The sequence below is a fragment of the Herbiconiux flava genome (assembly GCF_013409865.1).
In the GTDB taxonomy this organism is placed as follows: Bacteria; Actinomycetota; Actinomycetes; order Actinomycetales; family Microbacteriaceae; genus Herbiconiux; species Herbiconiux flava.
In genome coordinates, this window is record NZ_JACCBM010000001.1 from 2,057,805 (window position 1) to 2,084,415 (window position 26,611).

A 26,611-nucleotide genomic window follows, 5' to 3' on the forward strand; every position below is an offset into this window, starting at 1 on the left:
GTGTCGGCGACGCTTCCCCGGTCGGCTGCCGAGACGCCACTGAGCTACGCGGCCGTCGGCGCCACCCAGGCGCCCGATCTGCTCTACTTCCCGCCGAAGGGCTTCCGGCCGATGCAGGTGCGGGCGCGCCTGGGAAGCGGGCAGGCTCGGTTCGAGGCGGCGTCGTCACGGCTGATGGCGTGGGGCGTGCAGCGGGGGGCCGGCATCCGGGTGGGGGAGATCCAGCCGCCGGCGCCGTCCGAGACCGATTGGGCGGGGCTCCGGTACGACGAGACGGGGGTGCCGCTCGGGCCGCTGGCCGTGCATCCGGAGCAGGCCTACGGAGAAGACGGCACACCGCTCGTCACGGCCGGGACCACGGCCGAGCTCACCATCTCGGCGTTCGGCCTGAAGGTCACGGCACCCGTTCGTGTGGTGTACCTCGTCGACGAGCCCGGCCGCCTGGGCTTCGCCTACGGCACGCTGCCCGGCCACCCCGAGTCGGGCGAGGAGAGCTTCGTCGTCGAGCAGCTCGCCGACGGGTCGGTGTGGATCGTCATCCGCGCCTTCTCGCGGCCGAGCAGCTGGATCTACCGGCTCGGCTACCCCGTGCTGCGGTTCATGCAGTGGCGCTACACCCGCCGATACCTGCGGGCGCTGCTGCCCGGGCGGGTGCCCCTGGCGCCGGCGACGGCCGCCGACGGCCCCACCGGCGGCCGCTGACCGTGCCCTCCGTCCTCCCGCTCGGCGACCCGGCTCCCGCCGACGGACTCATTCCACCCCCGGCCGGCCGCGCCTCTGGGGCCGCCCACCGCGACTTCGGGCTCTACGTGCACGTGCCGTTCTGCCGGGTGCGCTGCGGCTACTGCGACTTCAACACCTACACGGCCACCGAGCTGCGCGGGGCGAAGCAGGCCGACTACTGGCAGGAGGCCGTCGCCGAGATGCGCTTCGGCGCCGAGGTGCTCGACCGCTCGGGCTACGCACCGCGGCCGATCTCGACGGTGTTCTTCGGCGGCGGCACCCCGACGCTGCTGCCCGCCCACCAGCTCGCCGGCATGCTGCACGCTGCCCGCGACACCTGGGGCTTCGCCCCCGACGCCGAGATCACCACCGAGGCGAACCCCGACTCCGTCGACGCCGCGTATCTTCAGACGCTCGCCGATGCCGGCTTCACGCGGGTCAGCTTCGGCATGCAGTCGGCCGTGCCGAGCGTGCTGGCCACCCTCGAGCGCACGCACGACCCCGAGCGCATCCCCGACGTGGTGCGCTGGGCGAAGGAGGCGGGCCTGCAGGTCAGCCTCGACCTGATCTACGGCACCCCCGGCGAGACGCTCGACGACTGGCAGCGCTCGCTCGACGCCGTCGTCGCCGAGCGGCCCGACCACGTCTCGGCCTACGCGCTGATCGTCGAAGAGGGCACGAAGCTCGCCCGCCAGATCAAGAGCGGCGTGGTCGCCGCGCCCTCCGACGACCTGCAGGCCGACATGTACGAGCGGGCGGATGCGACCCTCGGCGACGCGGGCTACGACTGGTACGAGGTCAGCAACTTCTCGACCGGCCCCGGCACCCGCTCGCGGCACAATCTCGGCTACTGGGTCGGGCACGACTGGTGGGGCATCGGCCCTGGTTCGCACAGCTACGTGGGCGACACCCGCTGGTGGAACGTCAAGCACCCGGCCGCCTACGCGCAGCGCATCGCCGCCGGGGAGTCGCCCGCCGCCGGCCGCGAGAGCATCGACGACGACATCCGGGAGCTGGAGCGCATCCTGCTGCTCAGCCGGGTGCGGGGCGCGCTGCGCACCGACTCGCTCGCGCCCGAGGCGCGCCAGGAGGTCGCCGGGCTGATCGCCGACGGGCTCGTGGACGGCAGAACGGCCCTCCGGGGCGAGATCGCTCTCACCCTGAAGGGCCGTCTGCTGGCCGATGCCGTCGTGCGGCGCCTCACCTAGGCGCCGCCGGCGTCGGCGCTACTTGATGAACCGGAAGGTGAACGGGTAGCGGTAGGTGCCGCCGGCGTTGACCTTGACACCGGCGATGATCGCGAACACGACGCCGACGATCTGCACCGCCCAGGCGAGGAAGTAGAACAGGAAGCCGATCAGGATCACCGAGAGGATCGTGCCCAGGATGTAGAGGGCGACGACCGCGATCGCGACGGAGATCTGGAAGTTCAGCGACTCCTTGCCCTCCTGGTTGGTGAGCGGGCCGCGATCTTTGAAGATCAGCCAGATGATCAGCGGCGGCAGGAAGCCGAGGATGCCGCCGAGCTGGGCGAGGAACGCCCACTGCTTGTCGTCGGCCGGTGAGAGCGGCGCCTGCGGAGCGGCCTGCTGGTAGCCGGGCGGCTGCTGGTAGCCCGAGCCGGGCGGGGGAGCCTGGTACCCGGGAGGCGGTGCCTGGTAGCCGGGGGGAGGAGCCTGGTACCCGGGAGGGGGCGTGGGCTGACCCGAAGGCGGCGTCGGCTGGCCTGCGGCCGGATCGTTCGGCGTTGCGTTGGGGTCGGTCATTGTCTCGCGCCTTTCAGACGGATGGACGGGGTGGTACACGAGACAAGATAGCGGTAGCCCAGGGGCCGAGCAATGATTTTCGCTCACTGTGTCTCCCCGCGTCCCCAGCCGGTTGTCGGTCCCGGCGCGATATGATTGGCACTCCAGCCGTCTGAGTGCCAAAAGGGAGGTGGTCGACATGGTCTCCGAACGCAGCCTCGAAGTGCTCCGCGTGATCGTGCAGGACTACGTCGCCTCCCGCGAGCCCGTCGGTTCCAAGAGCATCGCCGAGCGACACTCCTTCGGCGTCTCGGCGGCCACCATCCGCAACGACATGGCCCTGCTCGAAGAGGAGGAGCTGATCACGGCTCCGCACACCTCGAGCGGCCGGGTGCCCACCGACAAGGGCTACCGCCTGTTCGTCGACCACCTCTCCGAGGTGCGACCCCTCACGCCGGCGCAGCGGCACGCCATCGAGGCCTTCCTCGACTCGAGCGTCGACGTCGACGACGTGCTCGCCCGCACCGTGCGCCTGCTCTCCCAGCTCACCCACCAGGTCGCCCTGGTGCAGTACCCGTCGCGCTCCCAGGCCCGGGTGCGTCACATCGAGGTCGTCGCCCTCGCCCCCCGCAAGCTCATGACGGTGATCATCACCGACGCCGGCCACGTCGAGCAGCGCATCGTAGACGTGCCGACCGACATCGACGACAGCCTCATCGGCGAGCTCCGCCAGCGCTTCAACGAGGCGGTCGGGGGCAGGGGCCTGGTCGAGGCGGCGGGTGCCCTCGACGGCGTGCCCGAGCGCTTCCCGGCCGAGCTGGCGGCCACCGCATCCGTCGTCGCGGCCACGCTGAAGGAGCAGGTCTCGGCGAACCGCCAGGAGAAGCTGCTGATCGCCGGCGCCGCCAACCTGGTGCGCACCGAAGGCGACTTCCACGGCAGCATCCTGCCCGTGCTCGAGGCGGTCGAGGAGCAGGTCGTGCTGCTGCGCCTGTTCAGCGAGCTCGAGGCCGACCAGCGCGGTCTCCTCGTCTCGATCGGCCGTGAGAACGAGTCGTTCGGCCTCGGCGAGACCTCCATCCTCGCGAGCGGCTACACCGGCATCGGCAGCGCCATCTCGCGCCTCGGCGTGCTCGGCCCGACCCGCATGGACTACTCCAGCAACATCTCCGCGGTGCGCGCTGTCGCGCGCTACCTCTCCCGAACCCTCGGCGAGACCGGCAGCGCGAGCTGACCGGCGACCCGACCCCCGACCCTCCACGACTTCCGGACGACAACGAAGGAGAAGCCCCTGGTGGCTGACCATTACGACGTGCTCGGCGTCTCGCGCGACGCGACTCCCGAAGAGATCAAGAAGGCCTACCGCCGGCTCGCCCGCGAGCTGCACCCCGACGTCAACCCGAGCCCCGAGGCCCAGGAGACGTTCAAGGCGGTCACCCATGCCTACGACGTGCTGAGCGACCCGGGTCAGCGACGCGACTACGACCGCGGCCCGCAGCAGGGCTTCGGCGGTGCGGGCGCCCAGGGCTTCGGCGGCTTCGGCGACATCTTCGAGACCTTCTTCGGCGGGCAGGGCGGCGGCAGCCGTGGCCCGAAGTCCCGTGCCGAGCGGGGTCAGGATGCGCTGCTGCGCGTCGAGGTCGACCTCGGCGAGGTCATCTTCGGCACCCATCGCGACCTCGAGGTCGACACCGCCGTGCTCTGCGAGACCTGCAACGGCTCGTGCTGCGCCCCGGGCACCGCTCCTGTCACCTGCGACATCTGCCACGGCTCCGGCTCGATCCAGCGCACGGTGCGCTCGCTCCTCGGCAACGTCGTGACGAGTGCCCCCTGCGGCACCTGCCGCGGCTACGGCACGATCATCCCGAACCCGTGCCCCACCTGCCAGGGCCAGGGCCGCGTGCGCGCGCGCCGCACCCTCCCCGTCGACATCCCCGCGGGCGTCGACACCGGTCTGCGGCTCCAGCTGCCCGGTCAGGGCGAGGTCGGCCCCGCCGGCGGTCCCCAGGGCGACGTCTACCTCGAGATGAAGGTGCGCCACCACGACGTCTTCTCCCGCAACGACGACGACCTGCTCTGCACCCTCGAGGTGCAGATGTGGGATGCGGTGCTCGGCACGACCACCACCATCAAGGCCCTCGACGGCGACATCGAGATCGAGCTGAAGCCCGGCACGCAGAGCGCGGAGGTGCTGACGGTCAAGGGCCGCGGCGTCACGCATCTGCGCGGCAACGGGCGCGGCGACCTCCGGGTGGGCATCCAGGTGGTCACCCCCACGAAGCTCGACCACAAGCAGAAGGAGCTGATGAAGCAGCTCGCCTCCGCCCACAAGTACCCGGCGCCCTCGCTCGGCCAGTTCCAGCAGGGGCTGTTCGCGAAGCTCCGCGACCGCTTCCTGAACGTCTGAGCCGCCCGTGAGCTCCCTCTTCCTGCTCGACGAGCTGTCGGTGGTGCCGCACCAGCTCGGCGACGTCGTGACCCTCGGGGGCGACGAGGCCAAGCACGCGGCGACGGTGAACCGGATGCGCGTGGGCGAGCACACGGCGATCGGCGACGGTCGCGGACTGATCGTCGAGGGCGTCGTGGTGCGGGCCGAGGCAAAGGAGCTCGACCTCGCGGTCGAGCGGGTTCACGAGCATCCGGAGCCCTCGCCCCGCATCGTGCTGGTGCAGGCCCTCGCCAAGGGCGATCGCGACGAGCTGGCCGTGCAGACCGCCACCGAGCTCGGCGTCTCGGGCGTGGTGCCCTGGCAGGCCGAGCGATCGGTCTCGCGCTGGGCGGGTCCCAAGGCCACCAAGGGCGTCGAGCGCTGGCGCAGCATCGTGCGCGAGGCGGCGAAGCAGTCGATCCGCCCGTTCGTGCCTCCGGTCGGCGACCTGGTCGACCTGCCCGAGCTGATCGCCGAGACCGACGGCTGCCGGATGCTCGTGCTCGAGCCGAGCGCGAGCATCCGTCTCACCTCGCTGACCTTCGGAACCACCCCCGAAGGCGACGCCGACGACCGGTCCATCGTGCTCGTCGTGGGCCCGGAGGGCGGCATCTCGCCGCGCGAGCTCGAGAAGCTCGACGAGGCGGGCGCCGAGACCGTGCGGCTCGGCGACGAGGTGCTGCGCACCTCGAGCGCGGGGCCGGCGGCGATCGCGGTGCTGAACGTGGCGCTGGGGCGCTGGTAGGGCGATATCCGCGGCGTCGGCGGCAGCCGCTCCGACGCGGCGCCCGACGCTGGTAGCGAAACCCACGTCGAGGCCCCCGTCGGCCCCTCCTCGGTGTCGGCGGTCGAACCTAAGATGGAGTCATGTCCAGCGAATCCGAGTCCCCCTCGATCTTCTCGCGCATCGTGGCCCGTGAGATCCCGGCGACGATCGTGCGCGAGACCGACCGCGTCATCGCCTTCGAAGACATCGCGCCCAAGGCCCCCGTGCACGTGCTCGTGGTGCCGAAGACCGAGCAGTACCGCGACGTGGTCGAGCTCGCCGCGGGCGATCCTGGCCTCCTGGCCGAGATCGTCGCGACGGCGCAGTCGATCGCCGAGGAGCGCGCCGAGGGCGAGTTCCGTCTCATCTTCAACACCGGCGAGAACGCCGGTCAGACCGTCTTCCATGTGCACGCCCATGTTCTCGCGGGCGGGCTGAAAGAGTAATTTGGCTCCCACCGAACCCACCCCCCAGGCCTCCCGGGGCACCAGCCCCTCACGCGCCGACGGCTCCTCGCAGGGCGAGCGCTCCGAGGCCAAGCTGCACATCGACGGCATCGAGATGGTGCGCCTGCTCGGCCCCCAAGACCGGCTGCTGACCACCGTCGAGCGCCGCTTCCCCGAGGTCTCCGTGCTCGTGCGCGGCAACGACATCACCATCTCCGGCCCGGCCGATCAGGTCGACGCCGCCCGCCGCCTCGTCGAGGAGCTGCTGCAGATGGTGCGCAACGGCCACGAGCTGACGCCCACCGAGGTGTCGTCGTCGGCGCGCATCCTCGAGAACGACCGCGGCTCGAGCCCGGCCGAACTGCTCAGCCAGGCCATCGTGACCGCCCGCGGCAAGAGCGTGCGACCGAAGACCCTCGGCCAGAAGGAGTACGTCGACTCGATCGACGAGAACACCATCGTCTTCGGCATCGGGCCCGCCGGCACCGGCAAGACCTACCTCGCGATGGCGAAGGCCGTGCAGGCGCTGCAGCGCAAGGAGGTCGAGCGGATCATCCTGACCCGCCCGGCCGTCGAGGCGGGCGAGCGGCTGGGCTACCTGCCCGGCACCCTCACCGACAAGATCGACCCCTACCTGCGGCCGCTCTACGACGCGCTGAACGAGATGATGGATCCGGAGATCGTGCCCAAGCTCCTGGCCGCCGGCACCATCGAGGTGGCACCGCTGGCCTACATGCGCGGTCGCACGCTGAACAACTCCTTCATCGTGCTCGACGAGGCGCAGAACACCACGCCGGAGCAGATGAAGATGTTCCTCACCCGGCTCGGCTTCGGCTCGAAGATGGTCGTCACGGGTGACATCACGCAGGTCGACCTGCCGAACGGCACCTCGGGCCTGCAGGTCGTCAGCCGCATCCTCGACCGCATCGACGACATCCATTTCGCGCTCCTGACGAGTGCCGACGTCGTGCGGCACACCCTCGTGGGCCAGATCGTCGACGCATACACCGAGTACGACCAGGTGCAGCTGGCCCGCCAGCAGGGGCACGACTTCAGCAGCGAGCGCGATCGCCGCTACACCAAGGGAAAGCGGTAGACACCCCGTGTCGATAGAGGTCAACAACGAGTCGTCGGTCGAGGTCGACGAGACGGCGCTGCTCCGGCTCGCGACGTTCGCGCTCGACTTCCTGCACGTCCACCCCGACGCCGAGCTCGCGATCGTGCTCGTCGACGAGGCGGCGATGGAGCAGCTGCACGTGCAGTGGATGGACGAGCCCGGCCCCACCGACGTGCTCAGCTTCCCGATGGACGAGCTGCGCCCCGGCACCGAAGACATGCCGACCCCCGCGGGGCTCCTCGGCGACGTGGTGCTCTGCCCGCAGGTCGCCGAGTCGCAGGCGCAGACGGCGGGGCACTCCACGCTGGAGGAGCTGCTGCTGCTGACGACGCACGGCATGCTGCACCTCCTCGGCTTCGACCACGCCGACGCCGAGGAGGAGCGGGAGATGTTCGGCATCCAGCGCGACATCCTGGTCGGCTACGCGATGAGCGAGCGCCGCCGCCGGTAATGACGATCGTCGTCTTCCTCCTCGCCGCCGTGGTGCTGGTCGCCCTGGGCGGCCTGTTCGCAGCGGTCGACTCGGCGATGACGTCGCTGTCCCGCGGCGACATGCTCGACCTCGCCGAGCGCTACCGCGCCAAGCGGTCGCTCCGCGCCATCGCGAACGACGTGGGCGCGCACCTGAACGCCGCGAACTTCGCTCGCGTCGTGTTCGAGACGACCGCGGCGGTGCTCGTCACCATCTCCTTCGCCTTCACGATCGACGAGCTGTGGATCGCGCTCGTCGTCTCGGCGGTGGTGATGATCGTGGTGTCGTTCGTGCTCGTGGGCTCGAGCCCGCGCAGCGTCGGGCGCGTGCATCCGCGGGTCGTCGTGCGCTACGGCGCCGTGGCGGTGCACATCGTGCGGGTGTTCCTCGGCCCGATCGCGAACCTGCTCGTCGCCATCGGCGACCGCGTCACGCCGGCCCGCGCCCGCTCGGCGGGCTTCGCCTCCGAGGAGCAGCTGCTCAGCATGGTCGACGAGGCCACCGAGCTCGACGTGCTGGAGGAGGACGACCGGGAGCTCATCCACTCGATCCTCGAGTTCAACGACACCGTCGTGCGCGAGGTGATGATCCCGCGCACCGACATGGTCACGATCGACGACGACGCGACCGTGGGGCACGGGCTCGGTCTGTTCCTCAGCAAGGGCGTCTCGCGCATCCCGGTCGTGGTCGACGACGACGTCGACGAGATCGCGGGCGTGCTGCACCTCCGCGACGTCGCCCGGGTCAGCTACGAACGGCCCACCCTCGTCGACACGATGCCGGTGCGCGAGCTCGCGCGGCAGCCCCTCTTCATCCCCGAGTCGAAGAAGGTCGACGACACCCTGCGCCAGATGCAGACCGAGTCGAACCACCTCGCCATGGTCGTCGACGAGTACGGCGGCATCGCCGGCCTCGTCACGCTCGAAGACCTGATCGAGGAGCTGGTCGGCGACATCTCCGACGAGTACGACCGCGACGTGGTCGAGGTCGAGCCGCTCGACGACGACGCCGGCTACCGGGTCAGCGCCCGGCTGCCGGTCGACGAGCTCGGCGAGCTGTTCGACCTCGAGCTCGACGACGACGACGTCGACTCCGTCGGAGGCCTGCTCACCAAGGCGCTCGGCCGGCTGCCCGAGGCGGGTTCCACCGCCGAGGCGCTCGGCCTGGTGCTCACCGCCGACCGCATCGACGGCCGGCGGAAGCGGGTCGTCACGGTGCTCGTGCACCGCGCCGAGCCCGCCGACCCCGACAATGGTCAGGAGCCTGCCGACGACGTCGCCGCCGGCACCGCCCCCAGCAAGGAGAACGCATGACCGACACCGGCACCCCCGGCCCCGACGACTTCCGGGCGGGCTTCGTGACCTTCGTCGGCCGCCCCAACGTGGGCAAGTCGACCCTCACGAACGCACTGGTCGGCGAGAAGGTCGCCATCACGAGCCCCAAGCCGCAGACCACCCGGCAGACCATCCGCGGCATCGTGCACGACCCGGCCGGGCAGCTCATCCTCGTCGACACCCCCGGCGTGCACCGCCCGCGCACGCTGCTCGGCGAGCGACTGAACTCGCTGGTCCAGTCCACCCTCGGCGAGGTCGACGTGATCGGCTTCTGCCTGCCGGCCGATGAGAAGCTCGGCCCGGGCGACCGCTTCATCAACGAGCAGCTCGACCAGTACCCGAAGGCCAAGAAGGTCGCGATCGTCACGAAGATCGACTCGGCCTCGAAGCAGCAGGTGGGGGAGCAGCTGCTCGCGATCTCCGAGCTCCGCGACTGGGAGACCGTGGTCCCCGTGTCGGCGACCAGCCGCATCCAGCTCGACGTGCTCACCAGCGAGCTCATCCGTCTGCTGCCCCGCTCGGAGCGGCTCTACCCCGACGACCAGTACACCGACGAGGGCATCGAGAGCCGGGTCGCCGAGCTCATCCGCGAGGCGGCGCTCGAGGGCGTGCGCGACGAGCTGCCGCACTCCATCGCGGTGACGATCGACGACATGCGCCAGCGGGAAGACAAGGAGCTGGTCGAGATCTACGCCAACCTCTTCGTCGAGCGCGACAGCCAGAAGGGCATCATCATCGGCCCGAAGGGCTCCCGCCTCGGCGAGGTCGGGGCGCGTGCCCGGGCCGAGATCGAGCCGCTGCTCGGCAGCCAGGTGTACCTCAACATCCGGGTGAAGGTCGCGAAGGACTGGCAGCGCGACCCGAAGCTGCTCGGCCGGCTGGGCTTCTGAGCGGGCATCCGGATGCCCGGTCTGATCGCCGTGGCGCCGGGAACCGATACCCTGTAGACGTGTCATACGCTTCGAACCCGTTCGGCCAGGTGCTGGTCGCCATGGTCACCCCGTTCACCGCCGACGGCGAGGTCGACTGGCCCGGTGTCGAGAAGCTCATCGACGACCTCATCGTGGGCGGGGCCGACGGCATCGTCGTCTCGGGCACCACGGGTGAGACGTCGACCCTGACCGACCCCGAGAAGATCCGCCTCGTCGAGGTCGGCAAGTCGGTCGCGGCAGGTCGCGCGAAGATCATCACGGGCGGCGGCTCGAACGAGACCGCGCACGCCATGCAGCTCGCCCGGCAGAGCGAGAAGGCGGGCGCCGACGGCAACCTCGTCGTCACGCCGTACTACAACAAGCCCACCCAGGCCGGCATCCTCACGCACTTCCGCATGATCGCCGACGCCACCGACCTGCCGGTCATCCTGTACGACATCCCGGGTCGCACCGGGGTGCCGATCAAGTACGACACCATCCTCCGGCTGGCGAAGCACCCGAACATCCTCGCCGTCAAGGACGCCAAGGGCGACTTCAGCGAGGTCAGCCGGGTGCTGAACCAGACGAGCCTGCTCTACTTCTCGGGCGACGACGCCAACGTGCTGCCGCACATGGCGATCGGCGCCGCCGGGCTCATCGGGGTCACCGCGAACATCGCGCCGGCGCCCTACCGGGTGATCGTCGACGCCGTGAACGCGGGCGACCTCGCCACGGCCACCAAGGCGCACCAGGCGCTCGAGCCGCTCGTGCGTGCGGTCATGACGCACGTCCCGGGCACGGTCGCCGCCAAGTACATCCTGCACGGGCTCGGCCGTATCGCCAGCCCGCGCGTCCGCCTGCCCCTCGTGGGGCCCGAGGAATGGGAGGCCGCGCAGATCGAGAGCGAGATCGATCTCGTGCGCGACATCCCCGGTCTCGACCTCGGCAACTTCCGCCCCGACCGCAACGCGGCCGCCGGCGGAGCGCTGCCCAAGGTGGCGGGCACCACCCGCTGAGGCGGGTGCCATCAGCCACAGCGCGCGCACGACGCGCGCACCTGCATCAGAAGAAGAACTAGGAGGGCCCATGCAGAGCCCCATCATCACTCCTCCGCCCCTCGAGGCCGGAACCCTGCGAGTCACCCCCGTGGGCGGACTCGGCGAGATCGGCCGCAACATGACGGTCTACGAGTTCGGCGGCAAGCTGCTCGTCGTCGACTGCGGCGTGCTCTTCCCCGAGGAGCACCAGCCCGGCGTCGACCTGATCCTGCCCGACTTCAGCGTCGTGCGCGACCGCCTCCGCGACATCGTCGGCATCGTGCTCACGCACGGCCACGAGGACCACATCGGCGCCGTGCCCTATCTCCTGAAGCTGCGGGAGGACATCCCGCTGATCGGCTCGGCGCTGACCCTCGCACTCGTCGAGGCGAAGCTCAAGGAGCACCGCATCAAGCCGTACACGCTCGACGTCGCCGAAGGACAGGTCGAGAACCTCGGCCCGTTCGAGTGCGAGTTCGTGGCCGTCAACCACTCCATCCCCGACGCCCTCGCGGTGGCCATCAAGACCCCGGCCGGCCTCGTGCTGCACACCGGTGACTTCAAGATGGACCAGCTGCCGCTCGACGGCCGGCTCACCGACCTCCGCGCCTTCGCCCGCCTGGGTGAGGAGGGCGTCGACCTGTTCCTGCCCGACTCCACCAACGCCGACGTGCCGGGCTTCACGCCCACCGAGCGCGACATCGGACCGGTGCTCGAGTCGATCATCGAGCGCGCGCCCCGCCGCGTGATCGTGGCCAGCTTCTCCAGCCACGTGCACCGCGTGCAGCAGGTGCTCGACGCCGCGGCCGCCAACGGCCGCCGCGTGGCGCTGCTCGGCCGCTCGATGGTGCGCAACATGACCATCGCCGCCGAGCTCGGCTACCTCAAGGTGCCCGACAACGTGCTGGTCGACTTCAAGAAGGCCGGCGACATCCCCGACGACAAGATCGTCTACATGTCGACCGGGTCGCAGGGCGAGCCGATGGCCGTGCTGTCGCGCATGGTCAACCTCGAGCACCAGATCGAGGTGGGCGAGGGCGACACGGTCATCCTCGCGTCGAGCCTCATCCCGGGCAACGAGAACGCCGTGTACCGCATCATCAACGGCCTCACCAAGCTCGGCGCCAACGTCGTGCACAAGGCCAACGCCAAGGTGCACGTCTCGGGCCACGCGGCCGCCGGCGAGCTGCTCTACTGCTACAACATCCTGAAGCCGAAGAACGTGCTGCCCGTGCACGGCGAGTACCGTCACCTGGTCGCGAACCAGAAGCTGGCGATCGAGACCGGCGTTCCGGCCGAGAACACCTTCATCGGCGAAGACGGAACGGTCATCGACCTGAAGAACGGCGTGGCGAAGGTGGTCGGCCAGTACGACCTCGGCTTCGTCTACGTCGACGGCTCGACGGTCGGCGAGATCACCGACGCCGACCTGAAAGACCGGCGCATCCTGGGCGAGGAGGGCTTCATCTCGATCATCGTCGTGGTCGAGGCCCAGACCGGCAAGGTCGTCTCGGGCCCCGAGATCCACGCCAAGGGCTTCGCCGAGGACGACAAGGTCTTCGACGCGCTGAAGCCCAAGGTCATCGCCGCCCTGGCCGAGGCCGCGCAGAACGGCACGCGCGACAGCCACGCCCTGCAGCAGGTCGTCCGCCGCGTCGTGGGCCGCTGGGTCAGCGCCTCGTTCCGTCGCCGGCCGATGATCGTGCCGGTCGTCATCGAGGCGTAGCACGCACTGATTTCCAACACCCGCGGTCGGTGACGGCCTGCTGTCACCGGCCGCGGGTAGCGTGAAACCATGGCCACCAGCAGTAAGTCGACGCCCCGCAAACCGGCGTCCACCCCGCGCTCGACGCGGGGCACGGCAGCGGCCGCGACGCCCCGCAAGGCGCCCGCCCGCACCGCCGCCCAGAAGACCGTGAAGTACCCGGTCATCCAGGAGGAGCAGGGCCCCAACCCGCTCACCACGTTCTGGCTCGGGCTGGCGCATGTCACCGGCGGCGCCGCGCGCGCCTTCGGCACCGAGAAGCTGGCGAAGGACGAGCGCCGCGACGGCCTCCCCTTCCTGTTCTTCGTGCTCGCGGTCGCGGGGGCGATCACCGAGTGGTTCCTCGCCTCCAACGAGGTGGCCGTCGCCATCAACGCGTGGACCTTCGGCGGCCTGTTCGGCCGTGTCTCCTACGCGCTCCCCGTCATCCTGATGCTGCTGGCCATCTGGCTGTTCCGCCATCCGAGCTCGGTGCACGACAACGGGCGCATCGGCATCGGCCTGAGCGTCTTCCTCGTCACGGTCTCGGGTCTCTGCCACATCTTCAGCCAGGCCCCCGATCCGTCGCAGGGCATGGAGGTTCTGGCGCTGGCCGGTGGCGTGATCGGCTGGATCGCCGCGGCCCCGCTCGCCGCGCTGATCACCCCGGCCGGCTCGGCCGCCGTGCTGATCGTGCTGCTCACGCTGTCGCTGTTCATCATCACCAAGACGCCCCCGAACCGCATCGGGCGGCGCCTGCGCGAGCTGTACGCCTACCTCTTCGGAGCGGCCGAGGAGTCCGACGCCTCCGGTGCGCCCGTCGCCCCCGGCTCGGACGCGACCGCCCCCGTCGCCGACAAGCGCGGCCGACGCGGGCGCTCGGCCGAGAGCGACGATCCGAACATGCTCGACCTCGAAGCAACACCCGAAGAGTCGGGTGCCCTGCCCTGGTGGCGGCGCAACTCCAGCGGCCGCGAAGAAGACCCCGAGTCGTCGGCCCCGCCGCTGCAGCCCCGCATCGAAGACCGCACGCCCGCGCCCGAGGGCCCGTTCGAGAGCCCGGCCGAGGTCGTGCATCCCACCGACCTCGACAGCACCGAGAGCTTCGGCTCGGGTCTGCTGCACGACATGGAGGCCGCCGAGCAGGCCATCAAGCGCGTCACCGGCGAGATCCTGCCCGGCCGGCTGCAGACCACCGGGCTCCTCGACGACGAGTCGACCGAGGGCCTGCCCGCGTTCGCGACTCCGATCCCGGATGCTCCGCTCGACCTCTCGGGCACGGGTGCCGTCGACGGCATGCCGGCCCCGGCGCCGGCCTCCGACCCGGCGAACTACCGCCTGCCCTCGGTCGCGAACCTCTCCGTCGGCGAGCCCTCCAAGGCCCGCTCGGCGGTGAACGACGACATCGTGCGCGCCATCACCGACGTGCTGAAGCAGTTCTCGGTCGACGCCACGGTCACCGGCTTCTCGCGGGGCCCCACCGTCACGCGATACGAGATCGAGCTCGGCCCGGGCGTCAAGGTCGAACGCGTCACGGCGCTGTCGAAGAACCTCTCGTACGCGGTCGCATCCAACGAGGTGCGCATCCTGTCGCCCATCCCGGGCCGGAGCGCCATCGGCATCGAGATCCCCAACACCGACCGCGAGACCGTGTCGCTCGGCGACGTGCTGCGGTCGCAGAAGGCGATGAACGACCCCCACCCGATGACCATCGGCGTCGGTAAAGACGTCGAGGGCAAGTTCGTGCTCGCGAACCTCGCCAAGATGCCCCACCTCCTCGTGGCCGGCTCGACCGGTTCCGGCAAGTCGAGCTTCATCAACTCGATGGTCACCTCGGTGCTGATGCGCGCGAAGCCCAGCGAGGTGCGCATGGTGCTGATCGACCCGAAGCGCGTCGAGCTCACCGCCTACCAGGGCGTGCCGCACCTGATCACCCCCATCATCACCAACCCCAAGAAGGCGGCCGAGGCGCTGTCGTGGGTGGTGAAGGAGATGGACATGCGGTACGACGACCTCGAGAGCTTCGGCTTCCGGCACATCGACGACTTCAACCGCGCGGTGATCAACGACGAGATCCAGCTGCCGCCGGCCTCGCAGCGGGTGCTGAAGCCGTACCCCTACCTGCTGGTCGTGGTCGACGAGCTCGCCGACCTGATGATGGTCGCCCCGCGTGACGTCGAGGACTCGATCGTGCGCATCACCCAGCTGGCGCGTGCATCGGGCATCCACCTGGTGCTCGCCACGCAGCGGCCCTCGGTCGACGTCGTCACCGGTCTGATCAAGGCGAACGTGCCCTCGCGGCTCGCCTTCGCCGTCACCAGCGTCACCGATTCCCGCGTCATCCTCGACCAGCCCGGTGCCGACAAGCTGATCGGCCAGGGCGACGCCCTGTTCCTGCCGATGGGCTCGTCGAAGTCCATCCGCGTGCAGGGCGCCTGGGTGAGCGAGCCCGAGATCGCGAAGGTCGTCGAGCACGTCACCCGCCAGGCCCGGCCCGAGTACCGCGACGACGTCGCGGTCACGGCCGAGAAGAAGCAGATCGACGCCGACATCGGTGACGACCTCGAGCTGCTGCTCGCGGCCGCCGAGCTGGTCGTCAACACGCAGTTCGGCTCGACCTCGATGCTGCAGCGCAAGCTCAAGGTCGGCTTCGCCAAGGCGGGCCGGTTGATGGACCTTCTGGAGTCGCGCGAGATCGTCGGGCCGTCGGAGGGGTCGAAGGCGCGCGACGTGCTGGTCACGGCGGAGCAGCTGCCGGCGGTGCTGTCGATGATCCGGGGCGGGTCGAGCGCGGGGGCTTCGGCTGCTGCCTCTGCCTCTGCCTCTGCTGCTGCTGCTTCGTCGGCCGGGCTCGTGTCGGAGGACCGCTACGGTTCGGATGCGGTGGGCGACGCGCTCTCCCAGTACCCTGAGGTCGAGGCGGACTCGTCCGATGAGGACGCCTGGGGACTGACCGGCAGGGAGTAGCACGTGAGCAGCACCGAGCACACAGGCGGCGCGGTGGCGAAGCCGAGCAACTGGAACCTGCCGAACGCGATCACGATCGTGCGCATCCTGCTCGCCCCGGTGTTCTTCGTGATGCTGCTGACCGACAACGGTGCAGACGGCGGGCTGCGCTGGGCGGCCGCCGTGCTGTTCATCCTCGCGATCGCCACCGATGGCATCGACGGGCACATCGCCCGCAGCCGCAATCTCGTCACCGACCTCGGAAAGCTGCTCGACCCGATCGCCGACAAGGTGCTCACGGGGGCCGCGCTCGTCGGCCTGTCGATCCTGGCCGAGCTGTCGTGGTGGGTGACGATCGTCATCCTGGTGCGCGAGATCGGCATCACCGTGTGGCGCTTCGTGCAGCTGAGCGACCGGGTCATCCCGGCCTCGCGCGGCGGCAAGCTCAAGACGCTCGCGCAGTCGGTCGCCATCTCGCTCGCGCTGCTGCCGTTCCCGAACCTCCTGGGCGACTGGATGAACTGGGTCAACGCCGTCTTCATGGCCATCGCCCTGGTGCTCACCGTCGTCACCGGCATCGACTACCTCGTGCAGGCCTGGCGCCTGAACCGCACCCCGAAGAGCGCGGCGTGAGCTCGGCTCCGTCGCCGACCTTCGAGGTCGCCCGTCGGGTCGTCGAGACCCTGACCGCGCGGCACGTCACGATCGGCGTCGCCGAGTCGCTCACCGGAGGCCTGCTGGCCGCGGCCCTCGTCGAGGTGCCCGGCGCCTCCGCCGTGCTGCGCGGGGGAGTGATCGCCTACGACACCCGCATCAAGCACAGCGTGCTCGGCGTCGACGCCGAGGTGCTGGCCGCGCACGGTCCCGTCCATCCCGACGTGGCGCTGCAGATGGCCGTCGGGGTTCGCACCGCGCTGGTCGTCGACGGCGAGGAGCCGTGGATCGGGCTGTCGACGACCGGTGTCGCCGGGCCGGACGCGCAGGACGGGCATCCGCCCGGCACCGCCTTCATCGGGCTCGCGATCGGCAACGAGGTGCGCTTCGTGGAGCTGCACGCGGAGGGCGACCGCGGCACCGTCAGGGCCGCCGTCGTGGCCCGCGCACTCGATCTTCTGGTGGAGTTCCTGTGAGGTTCCGGCACGCCGCCCAGCCGGGAATGCGGTGCGTTTCGATCTCGTTACATCTGATGTCATTCACAAGATATGTCCAGTCCCCGTCGCTTAGAGTTTCTGCTACGAACCACCGGCAACCGCGGTTCGAGAGCCACTCGAGAAGACCGTGACTGAACGCAAGGAGGGTCCAGTGATTCTAGTTCGTCAGGAGATCGGCGACGTGCTTCGGGACTTCCGCCTGCAGAAGGGCCGCACCCTTCGTCAAGTGGCAAGTAAGGCGAGCGTCGCGCTCGGCTACCTGAGCGAGGTCGAGCGTGGTCAGAAAGAGGCCTCGAGCGAGATCCTCGCATCGGTCGCCGATGCTCTCGACACGCCCATCTCGGTGATCATGCGCGAGGTCGGAGACCGGCTCGCCGTGGTCGAGGGCATCGATCCCATTCCCGACACCATCCCCGACGAGTTCGTCGCCGACTTCGACGCCGACCTCGTCGCCCGCTGAGAGTGCGCCTGAGCGAATTCCGGCAGGCCGTCGCCGAGGAGTTCGGCGATGCGTACGGCCAGGTCGTCACCAGCGATCTCATTCTGGTCGACCTCGGCGATCGCACTCCCGAACAGGCTCTGAAGGCAGGAATCTCCCCGCGTGAGGTGTGGCTCGCGGTCTGCCGGGCCGCCGACGTTCCGCGTGAACGCTGGCACGGAGCCGGTCTGCCGGCCCAGCCTCGCGGATAGAGGCTGGTTCTCGCGCTGCTTCTCTGACAAAGGCCCCCGGATGCTCCGGGGGCCTTTTTCGCGCCCGACACGCCGCGCCGGCCTCTCGAACATATCTTCGGTTCTAAGTAGGCTTCTGCACATCGAGAGAATCGAAGACGTTCTCCACAGATGGCACGGGCCCACGACGGATGTCGGTGGTCCTGCCTAGCGTGGAACCTGTTCGATGAACTCCCGAAAAACGCCCTGTCGTTGCCCGATCGACAGATCACCCGCACACGACAGCCTGTGGGCACACCATCGCGACACCGGGTCACAGAACCCAGGCCGCACGACAGAAGGAAGACGCCATGCCGTCAGACGCAAACCGCGAAAAAGCACTCGAGACAGCGCTCGCCCAGATCGACCGTCAGTTCGGCAAGGGGTCGGTCATGCGCCTCGGCAGCGACGACCGCGCACCCGTGGAGGTCGTGCCCACCGGGTCGATCGCCCTCGACGTCGCGCTCGGCATCGGAGGTCTTCCCCGTGGCCGCATCGTCGAGATCTACGGCCCGGAGTCCTCGGGAAAGACCACGCTCACGCTGCACGCCATCGCGAACGCGCAGCGCGCCGGGGGCATCGCCGCCTTCATCGACGCGGAGCACGCACTCGACCCCGAGTACGCCAAGAAGCTCGGCGTCGACATCGACTCCCTCCTCGTGTCGCAGCCCGACACCGGGGAGCAGGCCCTCGAGATCGCCGACATGCTGGTGCGCTCGGGCTCCATCGACCTCATCGTCATCGACTCCGTGGCCGCGCTCGTGCCCCGCGCCGAGATCGAGGGCGAGATGGGCGACTCGCACGTGGGTCTCCAGGCCCGCCTGATGTCGCAGGCCCTCCGCAAGCTCACCGGTGGCCTGAACCAGACCAACACCACGATGATCTTCATCAACCAGCTGCGCGAGAAGATCGGTGTGTTCTTCGGCAGCCCCGAGACCACCGCCGGTGGCAAGGCGCTGAAGTTCTACGCCTCGGTCCGCCTCGACATCCGCCGCATCGAGACCCTGAAAGAGGGCACCGAGGCCGTCGGCAACCGCACCCGCGTCAAGGTCGTCAAGAACAAGATGGCGCCGCCCTTCAAGCAGGCGGAGTTCGACATCCTGTACGGCGTCGGCATCTCCCGCGAGGGCAGCCTGATCGACTTCGGCGTCGAGCACGAGATCGTCCGCAAGTCGGGCGCCTGGTACACCTACGACGGCGACCAGCTCGGTCAGGGCAAAGAGAACTCGCGCCGCTTCCTGAAGGAGAACCCCGACATCGCGCTCGAGATCGAGAACAAGATCCTCGCGAAGCTCGGCGTGGGTGAGGCGGGTGCCGCCGCGCTGGCCGCCGCCACGGCCGCCACGGCGTCGGCTGCCACCGCCTCGGCCGCGAAGGCCTCGGCCGCCGCCAAGGCCTCGGGCGCCACCGTCGAGCCGATCGCGCCCAAGCTGGCCGCCGGCCGCAAGGGCGCCTAGGAGCCGCGTGAACGACATCGTCAGCCTCGACGCCGCCCGGCGGGATCGTCAGAAGCGCCCGGCGGGGGCGTCCGGGTCAGGGTCGGGGGCCGCTCATCCGGCCTTCGGCCGTTCGGGTGGCTCGGGCTCGGGTGGTCCGGCCGCCCCGCAGTCGGGCGCCCCGTCGAGGGCCGCTTCGTCGGCATTCGACGGTGACGACGACGAGTTCGACGAGTTCGACGACGAGCCGCAGCTCAGCGACGAGGAGCGCCTGGCCCGGGTCAGCGACACCGTGGTGCGGGCGCTCGGGCGACGGCAGCTGTCCGCCGGCGAGACCCAAGCGCTGCTCGAGGCGCAGGGCGCGTCGAGCGAGGAGGCCGAGGAGCTCGTGGCCCGCTACGAGGAGCTCGGCTACCTCAACGACGCCGCCTTGGCCGAGGCGCTGGTGGAGCGCATGTCGGAGCGCGACCACAAGAGTCGCGGTGCGATCTCGCGCGAGCTGTCGGCCCGCAAGATCCCGTCCGAGCTCGTCACGGCCGCCCTCGAGGGTCTCGACGACGACCATGAGTTCTCCCTCGCGCTCGACGCTGCCACCAAGCGGGTCAGTCAGCTGAGCGCGTACGACGACACGACGGTCGAGCGCCGCCTCATGGGCTTCCTCACCCGCCGCGGCTTCAACTCCACGATCGTCCGCGAGGCCACCCGTCGTGCCATGAGCACCCGCAAACGCTTCGGCGGCCCGCGCTTCCGCTGACCCTCAACGCGACCCCGCTTCCACTGGCCCTCGGGCACGGCACCCACCCCTGACCGCGCGGCGCCTGGCGCGGACACCGGGGCGGGCGGGGTTTCGTAGACTGGAGCGATCATGAGCACAGTGAGTGAAGCACCGACGGTCATCGAGACGTCTGCCGCGTCGCGCGGCACCGACGGCCGCGCCCGCACCTACGAGGTGCGCACCTTCGGCTGCCAGATGAACGTGCACGACTCCGAGCGGCTGAGCGGCTCGCTCGAGGCCGCCGGCTACGTGAAGGCCGAGGGCGTCGAGGCAGACGTCGTCGTCATCAACACCTGCGCCGTGCGCGAGAACGCCGACAACAAGCTGTACGGCAACCTCGGCCACCTGGCGTCGGTGAAGCGCCGGCACGAGGGCATGCAGATCGCCGTCGGCGGCTGCCTGGCGCAGAAGGACAAGAGCGTCATCCTCGACAAGGCGCCGTGGGTCGACGTCGTGTTCGGCACCCACAACATGGGTGCCCTGCCGAGCCTGCTCGAGCGGGCCCGCCACAACGACGCGGCCGAGATCGAGATCCTCGAGTCGCTCGAGACCTTCCCGTCGACACTGCCCACCAAGCGCGACTCCACCTACAGCGGCTGGGTGTCCATCTCGGTCGGCTGCAACAACACCTGCACCTTCTGCATCGTCCCGGCGCTCCGCGGCAAAGAGAGAGACCGCCGACCGGGCGAGGTGCTCGCCGAGATCCAGTCGCTCGTCGACGACGGCGCGATCGAGGTCACGCTGCTCGGCCAGAACGTCAACTCCTACGGGGTCGAGTTCGGTGACCGCCTCGCCTTCGGCAAGCTGCTGCGGGCGGCCGGCAGCATCCCGGGGCTCGAGCGCATCCGCTTCACCAGCCCCCACCCGGCGGCCTTCACCGACGACGTCATCGACGCCATGGCCGAGACCCCCAACGTCATGCCGCAGCTGCACATGCCGCTGCAGTCGGGCTCCGATCGCATCCTGCGGGCGATGAAGCGCTCGTACCGGTCGGCGAAGTTCCTCGGCATCCTCGACCGTGTGCGTGAGAAGATCCCGAACGCGGCGATCTCCACCGACATCATCGTCGGCTTCCCGGGCGAGACCGAGGAGGACTTCCTCGAGACCATGCGGGTGGTCGAGGCCGCCCGCTTCGCCTCGGCGTTCACCTTCCAGTACTCGATCCGCCCCGGCACCCCGGCGGCCACGCTGCCCGATCAGGTTCCGCACGAGGTGGTGCAGGAGCGCTACGAGCGGCTCGTCGCCCTGCAGGAGGGCATCAGCCTCGACGAGAACCGCAAGCTCATCGGCCGTCGCGTGAACGTGCTGGTCGCGAACGGCGAGGGCCGGAAGGATCAGGCCACCAACCGGCTGAGCGGCCGGGCCGAAGACAGCCGCCTGGTGCACTTCGAGGTGCCGGCCGGATCCGAGCGGCCACGCCCGGGCGACGTCGTCTCGGTCACCATCACGCAGGCGGCGCCCTTCCACCTCATCGCCGACACCGACGGCGCCGTGCTCGAGGTGCGCCGCACCCGCGCGGGTGACGCCTGGGACCGCTCGGAGGCCGAGTCGTGCGGCGTCCCCGCGGCGCCGGCCGGCGCATCCGGAGCCGAGGGCACCCGCCCCGTCTCGCTCGGCCTCCCCACCCTCCGCGTCGGCGTGCCGGCCGTCACGGTGGATCGCTCGACGTTCGCGCCCGGTGCCACGGATGGCCACGGCGTCGCCACCGTGCCCATCTACAGCCCCACCGACGACCTGCGCGGCTGACGATGTCCGCCACACCGCCCGCCCGTCCCACCGAGGGTGAGGGCGGCGGGGGAGCGCTCCCGGGGTTGATCGCAGTGGTGGGGGCCACGGGCACGGGCAAGTCCGAGCTGTCCCTGGCCGTCGCCGAGCGGCTCGCCGCTCGCGGGGGGTTCGCCGAGGTGGTCAACGCCGACGCGATGCAGCTCTACCGCGGCATGGACATCGGCACCGCCAAGCTGCCACCGGAGGAGCGCCGGGGCGTTCCCCACCACCTGCTCGACGTGCTCGACGTCACCGACGAAGCCTCCGTCGCCGCCTACCAGCCCGCCGCCCGGGCCGCGATCGACGACATCGTGGGACGCGGAGGGACGGCGATCCTCGTCGGCGGATCGGGGCTGTACGTCTCGTCGGTCGTCTTCGACTTCCGCTTCCCGGCGCGCGACGAGGCCGTGCGGGCGCGGCTCGAGGCTGAGCTCGAGAGCGGGGGAGTCCGCGTACTCTACGACCGGCTGAAGGCCATCGACCCCCAGGCCGCCGCCTCGATCGGCCAGTTCAACGGACGCCGTCTCGTGCGGGCGCTCGAGGTCGTCGAACTCACCGGCGAGCCGGTGTCCGGCACGCTGCCCGACGAGCCCGTGCTGTGGCGCCCCGCCGCGATCGTGCGGCTGGGCGTCCTGCGCGAGCGGCTCGTCGAGCGGTTGGATGCGCGGGTCGAGCGGATTTGGGCCGCGGGCCTGGTCGATGAGGTCGCCGGGCTGGTGCCGCGGGGCCTCCGCGACGGCGTCACCGCATCCCGGGCCATCGGCTACGCCCAGGCACTCGCCCAGCACGACGGCACGATGACCGAGGCCGACGCGATCGCCGAGGCGCAGGCCCTCACCCGCCGCTACGCCCGTCGCCAGGTGAGCTGGTTCAAGCGTTACCCGAACGCCCTCGACGTCGACGTGCTCGACGCCGAAGCGCTCGGGGCCGCCGCAGCGGCGCTCACTGCCCCGTAGCGACGGCGTGCCCTCGCACGCCCCCGCCCGCACGGCCCCGACAGGCGCGCGCACGCCCAACGCCCCACCCGCGGGCCCCACGGCCACGCCCCCACCCCCACCGCCCTAGACTGATCAGATGCCAGCCGAGTTGCACTTCACCAAGGGTCAGGGCACGGGCAACGACTTCGTGCTCTTCACCGATCCCGACGGCGAGATCGACCTGACGCCCGCCCAGATCGCCGCCATCTGCGACCGTCACTTCGGTGTGGGCGCCGACGGCGTCATCCGCGCCGTGCGGTCGCAGAACCTCGACGCCGGGGCCGCGGCCCTCGCCGAGGACCCTGCCGCCGAGTGGTTCATGGACTACCACAACGCCGACGGTTCGCTGTCCGAGATGTGCGGCAACGGCATCCGCGTCTATGCCCGCTACCTCATCGACAACGGCCTCACCGAGCTGGCCCCGGGCGAGACGCTCGTCATCGGCACCCGCGCAGGCGTGCGCGACGTGCAGCTCAACGCGCTGGGCTTCCAGGTCGACCTCGGCCGCTGGTCGCTCGACGGCGGCGAGCCCCTGGTGCGCGCCAAGAACCTCCAGGTCGCCCGTCCGGGGCTCGGCATCAACGTCGGCAACCCGCACGTCGTCGTCGCCCTCGCCGACGACGAGGAGCTCGAGTCGGCCGACCTCGCCTTCATCCCGCACCTCGAACCGGCCCCGGTCGACGGCGCCAACGTCGAGTTCGTCGTCCCCTCCGACCCCCTGGTGCGCGACGCGGTCGGCCACATCCGGATGCGCGTGCACGAGCGGGGCAGCGGCGAGACGCTCAGCTGCGGAACGGGCGCGGCCGCGGCCGCCCTCGCCACCCGTCACTGGGCCGGCCAGGGTGCGCCGAACCACTGGAGCGTCGCCGTCCCCGGAGGCGTGGTGGGCGTGCGCATGTTCCCCGCCGAGGACGGTGAGCACGTGGCCCTGTCGGGCCCGGCCGAGCTGGTCTACGAGGGCGACCTGGCGATCGCCTAGCGCTTCCGCGCCCGCAGCACCCGGAACGCCTTGCTCGTGGCCTCCCGCTGCACGGTCAGCTCGGGGAACTCCCCGTCCATCCACCGCTGCAGCGAGTCCGACCCGAGGTTCTTCTGCACCACGAGCCACGCCTCGGTGCCCGGCTCGAGCCGCGGCAGCCACAGCCGCAGCATCGAGTGCAGCTCGGCCTTGCCGACCCGGATGGGCGGGTTCGACCAGATCGTCATGAATCGCACGTCGTCGGGAACATCGTCGGGCCTCACGGCGTTGACATTCTCGAGACCCATGATGTGAGCATTACGACGAACCAGATCCAGAGCACGCTCGTTGACATCCACGGCCCACACCGTCGAACGCGGTGATTCCAGGGCCAGTGTGAGCGCGATCGGCCCCCAGCCGCACCCCAGATCGAGAAGATTCCCCCCGGGCGGCGGCTTCGGCACGTTCGCGAGCAGCACCTGGGTGCCGGTGTCGATCCGATCCGGGCTGAAGATGCCCGATGCCGTCGTGAGGCGGTGCTCCGAGCCGGCCAGCTCGACCGTCAACTCGCGGAGCGACAGCTCCCCCGCGGGCTGTGCGGAGAAGTAGTGCTCGCCATCCATAGAGGGAATCTAGCAAACAAGGAGACTAGTCTTGACGCCAATGTCAGACCACGAGATCACAGAGAACACCAGCGCGGGCGATGACGCCGTCGCCCGGGTGCTCGCACGCGCCGAGCAGCGCTCGAGCGGCTACTCGCTCTTCGAGCAGGGTTCGGCCCAGGCCCTCCAGCGCCCCGCCACCACCGGTGAGCGCGACGGGTCCAGCTACGACGGCGACCAGTTCGACCGCGAAGACCGCCAGTCCCTCCGGCGCGTCGCCGGGCTCTCCACCGAGCTCGAAGACGTCACCGAGGTCGAGTACCGCCAGCTGCGACTCGAGAACGTCGTCATCATCGGTGTCTACTCGCAGGGCACGCTGGGTGATGCCGAGAACTCGCTGCGCGAGCTCGCGGCCCTCGCCGAGACCGCCGGAGCCGTCGTGCTCGACGGCCTCCTGCAGCGCCGGCCGCATCCCGACCCCAGCACCTACTTCGGCAAGGGCAAAGCAGAGGAGCTGCGCGCCATCGTGGCGAGCCTCGGTGCCGACACCGTCATCGCCGACACCGAGCTGGCCCCGAGCCAGCGGCGTGCGCTCGAAGACGTGGTGAAGGTCAAGGTCATCGACCGCACGGCCGTCATCCTCGACATCTTCAGCCAGCACGCCAAGAGCCGCGAGGGCAAGGCGCAGGTCGAGCTCGCGCAGCTCGAGTACCTGCTCCCGCGTCTTCGCGGCTGGGGTGACTCGATGTCCCGCCAGGCCGGTGGTCAGGTGGGCGGCGCGGGTGCCGGCATGGGCTCGCGTGGCCCCGGTGAGACGAAGATCGAGCTCGATCGACGCCGCATCCACACCCGCATGGCGAAGCTGCGCAAGCAGATCAAGGAGATGAAGCCGGCCCGCGACGCCAAGCGCGCCAACCGCAAGCGCAACGCGGTGCCGAGCGTGGCCATCGCCGGGTACACCAACGCCGGCAAGTCCTCGCTGCTGAACCGCATCACGAGCGCGGGCGTGCTCGTCGAGAACTCGCTGTTCGCGACCCTCGACGCCACCGTGCGCAAGAACGTGACCGAGGACGGCCGCCCCTACACGATCGCCGACACCGTCGGTTTCGTGCGGGCGCTGCCGCACCAGCTGGTCGAGGCGTTCCGGTCGACCCTCGAGGAGGTGGCCGACTCCGACGTCGTCGTGCACGTCGTCGACGGCTCCCACCCCGACCCCGCGAGCCAGATCACCACGGTGCGCGACGTCATGGGCGAGGCCGGTGCGCGGGGCATCCCCGAGATCGTCGTGTTCAACAAGGCCGACCTGGTCAGCGACGACGACCGGCTGGTGCTGCGCGGCCTCGAGCCGACGGCCGTGTTCGTCTCCGCGCGCACCGGCGAGGGAATCCCCGAGCTGCTCGCGGCGATCGACGCGATCCTGCCGCGGCCGAGCGTCGAGGTCGACTTGCTGGTGCCCTACGAGCGCGGCGACGTCGTCACGATGCTGCACGAGAAGAACACGGTGCTGAGCACCGACTACGAGGAGGGCGGCACGCACGTGCGCGCCCTGGTGAACCCCGAGTTCGAGGAGCGCCTGGTCGAGTTCGCGCGCTGACGCGACGGCCCGGGCCGGTAACCCGTCACGAACACCTCAAGGACAGCGGATGCCCGCTGCCGGATGCCCCGGGCCCACGACTGCCCGGGGCATTCGTCGTTCCACGGCACCACTCGCGGATGGGCGCCGGGCGCTACACCGCGCGGAGGACCGCCACGACCTTGCCGAGCACCGTGGCGTAGTCGCCGAGGATGGGCTCGAAGTTGCTGTTGCGGGGCAGCAGCCAGGTGTGCCCGTCGCGCTGGCGGAACACCTTCACGGTGGCCTCCTCGTCGAGCATGGCGGCCACGATGTCGCCGTTCTCGGCGGTGTTCTGCTGCCGGATGACCACCCAGTCGCCGTCGCAGATGGCGGCGTCGATCATCGACTCGCCCACGACCTTCAGCATGAAGAGGTCGCCGTTGCCCACGAGCTGACGCGGGAGGGGGAACACCTCGTCGACCTGCTGCTCGGCCGTGATCGGGATGCCCGCGGCGATGCGGCCGACCAGCGGCACCAGAGTGGCGTCGCCCACGGGGGGAGCGGAGTCGGCGTCGGGGGAGGGTGACTCCTCGAGCGATGGCACGTCGATCAGCACCTCCATCGCGCGCGGCCGGTTGGGGTCGCGGCGGAGGTAGCCGGAGAGCTCGAGCTGGTTGAGCTGGTGGGTGACGCTGGAGAGCGAGGCGAGGCCCACGGCGTCGCCGATCTCGCGCATGCTCGGCGGATAGCCGCGGGACAGCACGGAGCGCTGGATGACGTCGAGGATGGCGAGCTGCTTGTCGCTGAGACTCTTCCGCCGTCTGGTGCGGCCGGTGTCGTTCGCCACGTCTGCCTGCGCTTCCTCCACCGATGTCGGTGGTTGGTGATGTGATTCAGCTGTCGATCGAAACTGTATCCGAGAACTGCTCGAAAACGCATCTGTGTTCGAGTGTGTCGGCGATTCCAGCCGAGATCGGCACTTGACCGCAGCCACATTCGAATATAGATTCGGA

General features: G+C 70.1%; 26 protein-coding genes. 23 read left to right on the forward strand and 3 right to left on the reverse strand.

Annotated elements, in window-relative coordinates; genetic code table 11:
• Both BJ984_RS09965 and hemW read left to right on the forward strand, forming a co-directional pair.
• On the forward strand, positions 1-702 hold the full coding sequence (locus BJ984_RS09965; protein WP_271206495.1) for a DUF1990 family protein: 702 nt from the start codon (positions 1-3) through the stop codon (positions 700-702).
• Between the two features lie 2 nt (positions 703-704).
• Positions 705-1,931, forward strand: a complete 1,227-nt coding sequence (gene hemW, locus BJ984_RS09970; RefSeq protein ID WP_179547884.1) for a radical SAM family heme chaperone HemW — start codon at positions 705-707, stop codon at positions 1,929-1,931.
• Between the two features lie 18 nt (positions 1,932-1,949).
• Here the strand turns inward: hemW and BJ984_RS09975 are convergent, their stop codons facing one another.
• Entirely contained in the window at positions 1,950-2,489 is a 540-nt protein-coding gene (locus BJ984_RS09975) for a DUF4870 domain-containing protein (protein WP_179547885.1), read from the reverse strand.
• 178 nt (positions 2,490-2,667) lie between these two features.
• Between BJ984_RS09975 and hrcA the strand changes: the two genes are divergently transcribed.
• The 20 genes from hrcA (at position 2,668) to dapF (ending at position 23,462) form a co-directional block, all read left to right on the forward strand.
• A complete protein-coding gene (hrcA, locus tag BJ984_RS09980; protein WP_179547886.1) occupies positions 2,668-3,702 on the forward strand; it encodes a heat-inducible transcriptional repressor HrcA in 1,035 nt (344 codons plus the stop codon).
• A gap of 60 nt (positions 3,703-3,762) precedes the next feature.
• The gene (dnaJ, locus tag BJ984_RS09985) at positions 3,763-4,875 is read left to right on the forward strand and encodes a molecular chaperone DnaJ (RefSeq protein ID WP_179547887.1); all 1,113 of its coding nucleotides are present in this window, start codon (positions 3,763-3,765) and stop codon (positions 4,873-4,875) included.
• Between the two features lie 7 nt (positions 4,876-4,882).
• A complete protein-coding gene (locus BJ984_RS09990; protein ID WP_179547888.1) occupies positions 4,883-5,641 on the forward strand; it encodes a 16S rRNA (uracil(1498)-N(3))-methyltransferase in 759 nt (252 codons plus the stop codon).
• Positions 5,642-5,763: 122 nt separating this feature from the next.
• The gene (locus tag BJ984_RS09995; RefSeq protein ID WP_179547889.1) at positions 5,764-6,108 is read left to right on the forward strand and encodes a histidine triad nucleotide-binding protein; all 345 of its coding nucleotides are present in this window, start codon (positions 5,764-5,766) and stop codon (positions 6,106-6,108) included.
• Positions 6,109-6,223: 115 nt separating this feature from the next.
• Complete coding sequence (locus BJ984_RS10000) at positions 6,224-7,204, forward strand: PhoH family protein (RefSeq protein ID WP_179549412.1); 981 nt, start codon at positions 6,224-6,226, stop codon at positions 7,202-7,204.
• A 7-nt stretch (positions 7,205-7,211) separates the two neighbouring features.
• On the forward strand, positions 7,212-7,676 hold the full coding sequence (ybeY, locus tag BJ984_RS10005) for an rRNA maturation RNase YbeY (RefSeq protein WP_173183851.1): 465 nt from the start codon (positions 7,212-7,214) through the stop codon (positions 7,674-7,676).
• Complete coding sequence (locus tag BJ984_RS10010; RefSeq protein WP_179547890.1) at positions 7,676-9,010, forward strand: hemolysin family protein; 1,335 nt, start codon at positions 7,676-7,678, stop codon at positions 9,008-9,010. The genes ybeY and BJ984_RS10010 overlap by 1 nt, the downstream gene beginning before the upstream one ends.
• The gene (era, locus tag BJ984_RS10015; RefSeq protein ID WP_179547891.1) at positions 9,007-9,921 is read left to right on the forward strand and encodes a GTPase Era; all 915 of its coding nucleotides are present in this window, start codon (positions 9,007-9,009) and stop codon (positions 9,919-9,921) included. Before BJ984_RS10010 ends, era begins: the two co-directional genes overlap by 4 nt.
• Before the next feature lie 59 nt (positions 9,922-9,980).
• Positions 9,981-10,958 carry a 4-hydroxy-tetrahydrodipicolinate synthase gene (gene dapA / locus BJ984_RS10020; protein WP_179547892.1) on the forward strand — a complete coding sequence of 326 codons (978 nt, stop codon included), beginning with the start codon at positions 9,981-9,983 and terminating at the stop codon, positions 10,956-10,958.
• Between the two features lie 70 nt (positions 10,959-11,028).
• Positions 11,029-12,705, forward strand: coding sequence for a ribonuclease J (locus BJ984_RS10025; protein ID WP_173183855.1), 1,677 nt, complete (start codon positions 11,029-11,031; stop codon positions 12,703-12,705).
• A 69-nt stretch (positions 12,706-12,774) separates the two neighbouring features.
• The gene (locus BJ984_RS10030; RefSeq protein WP_179547893.1) at positions 12,775-15,690 is read left to right on the forward strand and encodes an FtsK/SpoIIIE family DNA translocase; all 2,916 of its coding nucleotides are present in this window, start codon (positions 12,775-12,777) and stop codon (positions 15,688-15,690) included.
• Positions 15,691-15,693: 3 nt separating this feature from the next.
• Complete coding sequence (pgsA, locus tag BJ984_RS10035; RefSeq protein ID WP_179547894.1) at positions 15,694-16,302, forward strand: CDP-diacylglycerol--glycerol-3-phosphate 3-phosphatidyltransferase; 609 nt, start codon at positions 15,694-15,696, stop codon at positions 16,300-16,302.
• A complete protein-coding gene (locus tag BJ984_RS10040) occupies positions 16,299-16,799 on the forward strand; it encodes a CinA family protein (protein WP_179547895.1) in 501 nt (166 codons plus the stop codon). The genes pgsA and BJ984_RS10040 overlap by 4 nt, the downstream gene beginning before the upstream one ends.
• 172 nt (positions 16,800-16,971) lie before the next feature.
• Positions 16,972-17,280, forward strand: coding sequence for a helix-turn-helix domain-containing protein (locus BJ984_RS10045; protein ID WP_173183859.1), 309 nt, complete (start codon positions 16,972-16,974; stop codon positions 17,278-17,280).
• Positions 17,281-17,282: 2 nt separating this feature from the next.
• The gene (locus BJ984_RS10050; protein ID WP_179547896.1) at positions 17,283-17,510 is read left to right on the forward strand and encodes a DUF3046 domain-containing protein; all 228 of its coding nucleotides are present in this window, start codon (positions 17,283-17,285) and stop codon (positions 17,508-17,510) included.
• 329 nt (positions 17,511-17,839) lie between these two features.
• A complete protein-coding gene (gene recA, locus BJ984_RS10055) occupies positions 17,840-18,985 on the forward strand; it encodes a recombinase RecA (RefSeq protein ID WP_179547897.1) in 1,146 nt (381 codons plus the stop codon).
• Between the two features lie 7 nt (positions 18,986-18,992).
• Complete coding sequence (locus tag BJ984_RS19085) at positions 18,993-19,718, forward strand: regulatory protein RecX (RefSeq protein ID WP_179547898.1); 726 nt, start codon at positions 18,993-18,995, stop codon at positions 19,716-19,718.
• Between the two features lie 111 nt (positions 19,719-19,829).
• Positions 19,830-21,485: a tRNA (N6-isopentenyl adenosine(37)-C2)-methylthiotransferase MiaB gene (gene miaB, locus BJ984_RS10065; RefSeq protein WP_179547899.1), complete on the forward strand. Its 1,656-nt coding sequence runs from the start codon at positions 19,830-19,832 to the stop codon at positions 21,483-21,485.
• A 2-nt stretch (positions 21,486-21,487) separates the two neighbouring features.
• Entirely contained in the window at positions 21,488-22,462 is a 975-nt protein-coding gene (gene miaA / locus BJ984_RS10070) for a tRNA (adenosine(37)-N6)-dimethylallyltransferase MiaA (RefSeq protein WP_179547900.1), read from the forward strand.
• 118 nt (positions 22,463-22,580) lie between these two features.
• Positions 22,581-23,462 carry a diaminopimelate epimerase gene (dapF, locus tag BJ984_RS10075; protein ID WP_179547901.1) on the forward strand — a complete coding sequence of 294 codons (882 nt, stop codon included), beginning with the start codon at positions 22,581-22,583 and terminating at the stop codon, positions 23,460-23,462.
• On the opposite strand, the gene BJ984_RS10080 is transcribed toward dapF, so the two are convergent.
• Positions 23,459-24,064: a class I SAM-dependent methyltransferase gene (locus tag BJ984_RS10080; RefSeq protein ID WP_179547902.1), complete on the reverse strand. Its 606-nt coding sequence runs from the start codon at positions 24,062-24,064 to the stop codon at positions 23,459-23,461. The two genes, dapF and BJ984_RS10080, sit on opposite strands and share 4 nt — an antisense overlap.
• 40 nt (positions 24,065-24,104) lie before the next feature.
• Between BJ984_RS10080 and hflX the strand changes: the two genes are divergently transcribed.
• Entirely contained in the window at positions 24,105-25,637 is a 1,533-nt protein-coding gene (hflX, locus tag BJ984_RS10085) for a GTPase HflX (RefSeq protein WP_179547903.1), read from the forward strand.
• Positions 25,638-25,770: 133 nt separating this feature from the next.
• Here the strand turns inward: hflX and lexA are convergent, their stop codons facing one another.
• Positions 25,771-26,445, reverse strand: coding sequence for a transcriptional repressor LexA (gene lexA, locus BJ984_RS10090; protein WP_173183867.1), 675 nt, complete (start codon positions 26,443-26,445; stop codon positions 25,771-25,773).
• Between the last annotated feature and the right edge of the window lie 166 nt (positions 26,446-26,611).

What these genes read in the sequence shown, in the direction of transcription:
- BJ984_RS09975 (WP_179547885.1), bottom strand. Translation starts at nt 2,489, where the DNA reads ATGACCGACCCCAACGCAACGCCGAACGATCCGGCCGCAGGCCAGCCG.
- hrcA (WP_179547886.1), top strand. Translation starts at nt 2,668, where the DNA reads ATGGTCTCCGAACGCAGCCTCGAAGTGCTCCGCGTGATCGTGCAGGAC.
- BJ984_RS09995 (WP_179547889.1), top strand. Translation starts at nt 5,764, where the DNA reads ATGTCCAGCGAATCCGAGTCCCCCTCGATCTTCTCGCGCATCGTGGCC.
- BJ984_RS10000 (WP_179549412.1), top strand. Translation starts at nt 6,224, where the DNA reads ATGGTGCGCCTGCTCGGCCCCCAAGACCGGCTGCTGACCACCGTCGAG.
- BJ984_RS10010 (WP_179547890.1), top strand. Translation starts at nt 7,676, where the DNA reads ATGACGATCGTCGTCTTCCTCCTCGCCGCCGTGGTGCTGGTCGCCCTG.
- era (WP_179547891.1), top strand. Translation starts at nt 9,007, where the DNA reads ATGACCGACACCGGCACCCCCGGCCCCGACGACTTCCGGGCGGGCTTC.
- BJ984_RS10025 (WP_173183855.1), top strand. Translation starts at nt 11,029, where the DNA reads ATGCAGAGCCCCATCATCACTCCTCCGCCCCTCGAGGCCGGAACCCTG.
- BJ984_RS10030 (WP_179547893.1), top strand. Translation starts at nt 12,775, where the DNA reads ATGGCCACCAGCAGTAAGTCGACGCCCCGCAAACCGGCGTCCACCCCG.
- recA (WP_179547897.1), top strand. Translation starts at nt 17,840, where the DNA reads ATGCCGTCAGACGCAAACCGCGAAAAAGCACTCGAGACAGCGCTCGCC.
- miaB (WP_179547899.1), top strand. Translation starts at nt 19,830, where the DNA reads ATGAGCACAGTGAGTGAAGCACCGACGGTCATCGAGACGTCTGCCGCG.
- miaA (WP_179547900.1), top strand. Translation starts at nt 21,488, where the DNA reads ATGTCCGCCACACCGCCCGCCCGTCCCACCGAGGGTGAGGGCGGCGGG.
- dapF (WP_179547901.1), top strand. Translation starts at nt 22,581, where the DNA reads ATGCCAGCCGAGTTGCACTTCACCAAGGGTCAGGGCACGGGCAACGAC.
- BJ984_RS10080 (WP_179547902.1), bottom strand. Translation starts at nt 24,064, where the DNA reads ATGGATGGCGAGCACTACTTCTCCGCACAGCCCGCGGGGGAGCTGTCG.
- hflX (WP_179547903.1), top strand. Translation starts at nt 24,105, where the DNA reads ATGTCAGACCACGAGATCACAGAGAACACCAGCGCGGGCGATGACGCC.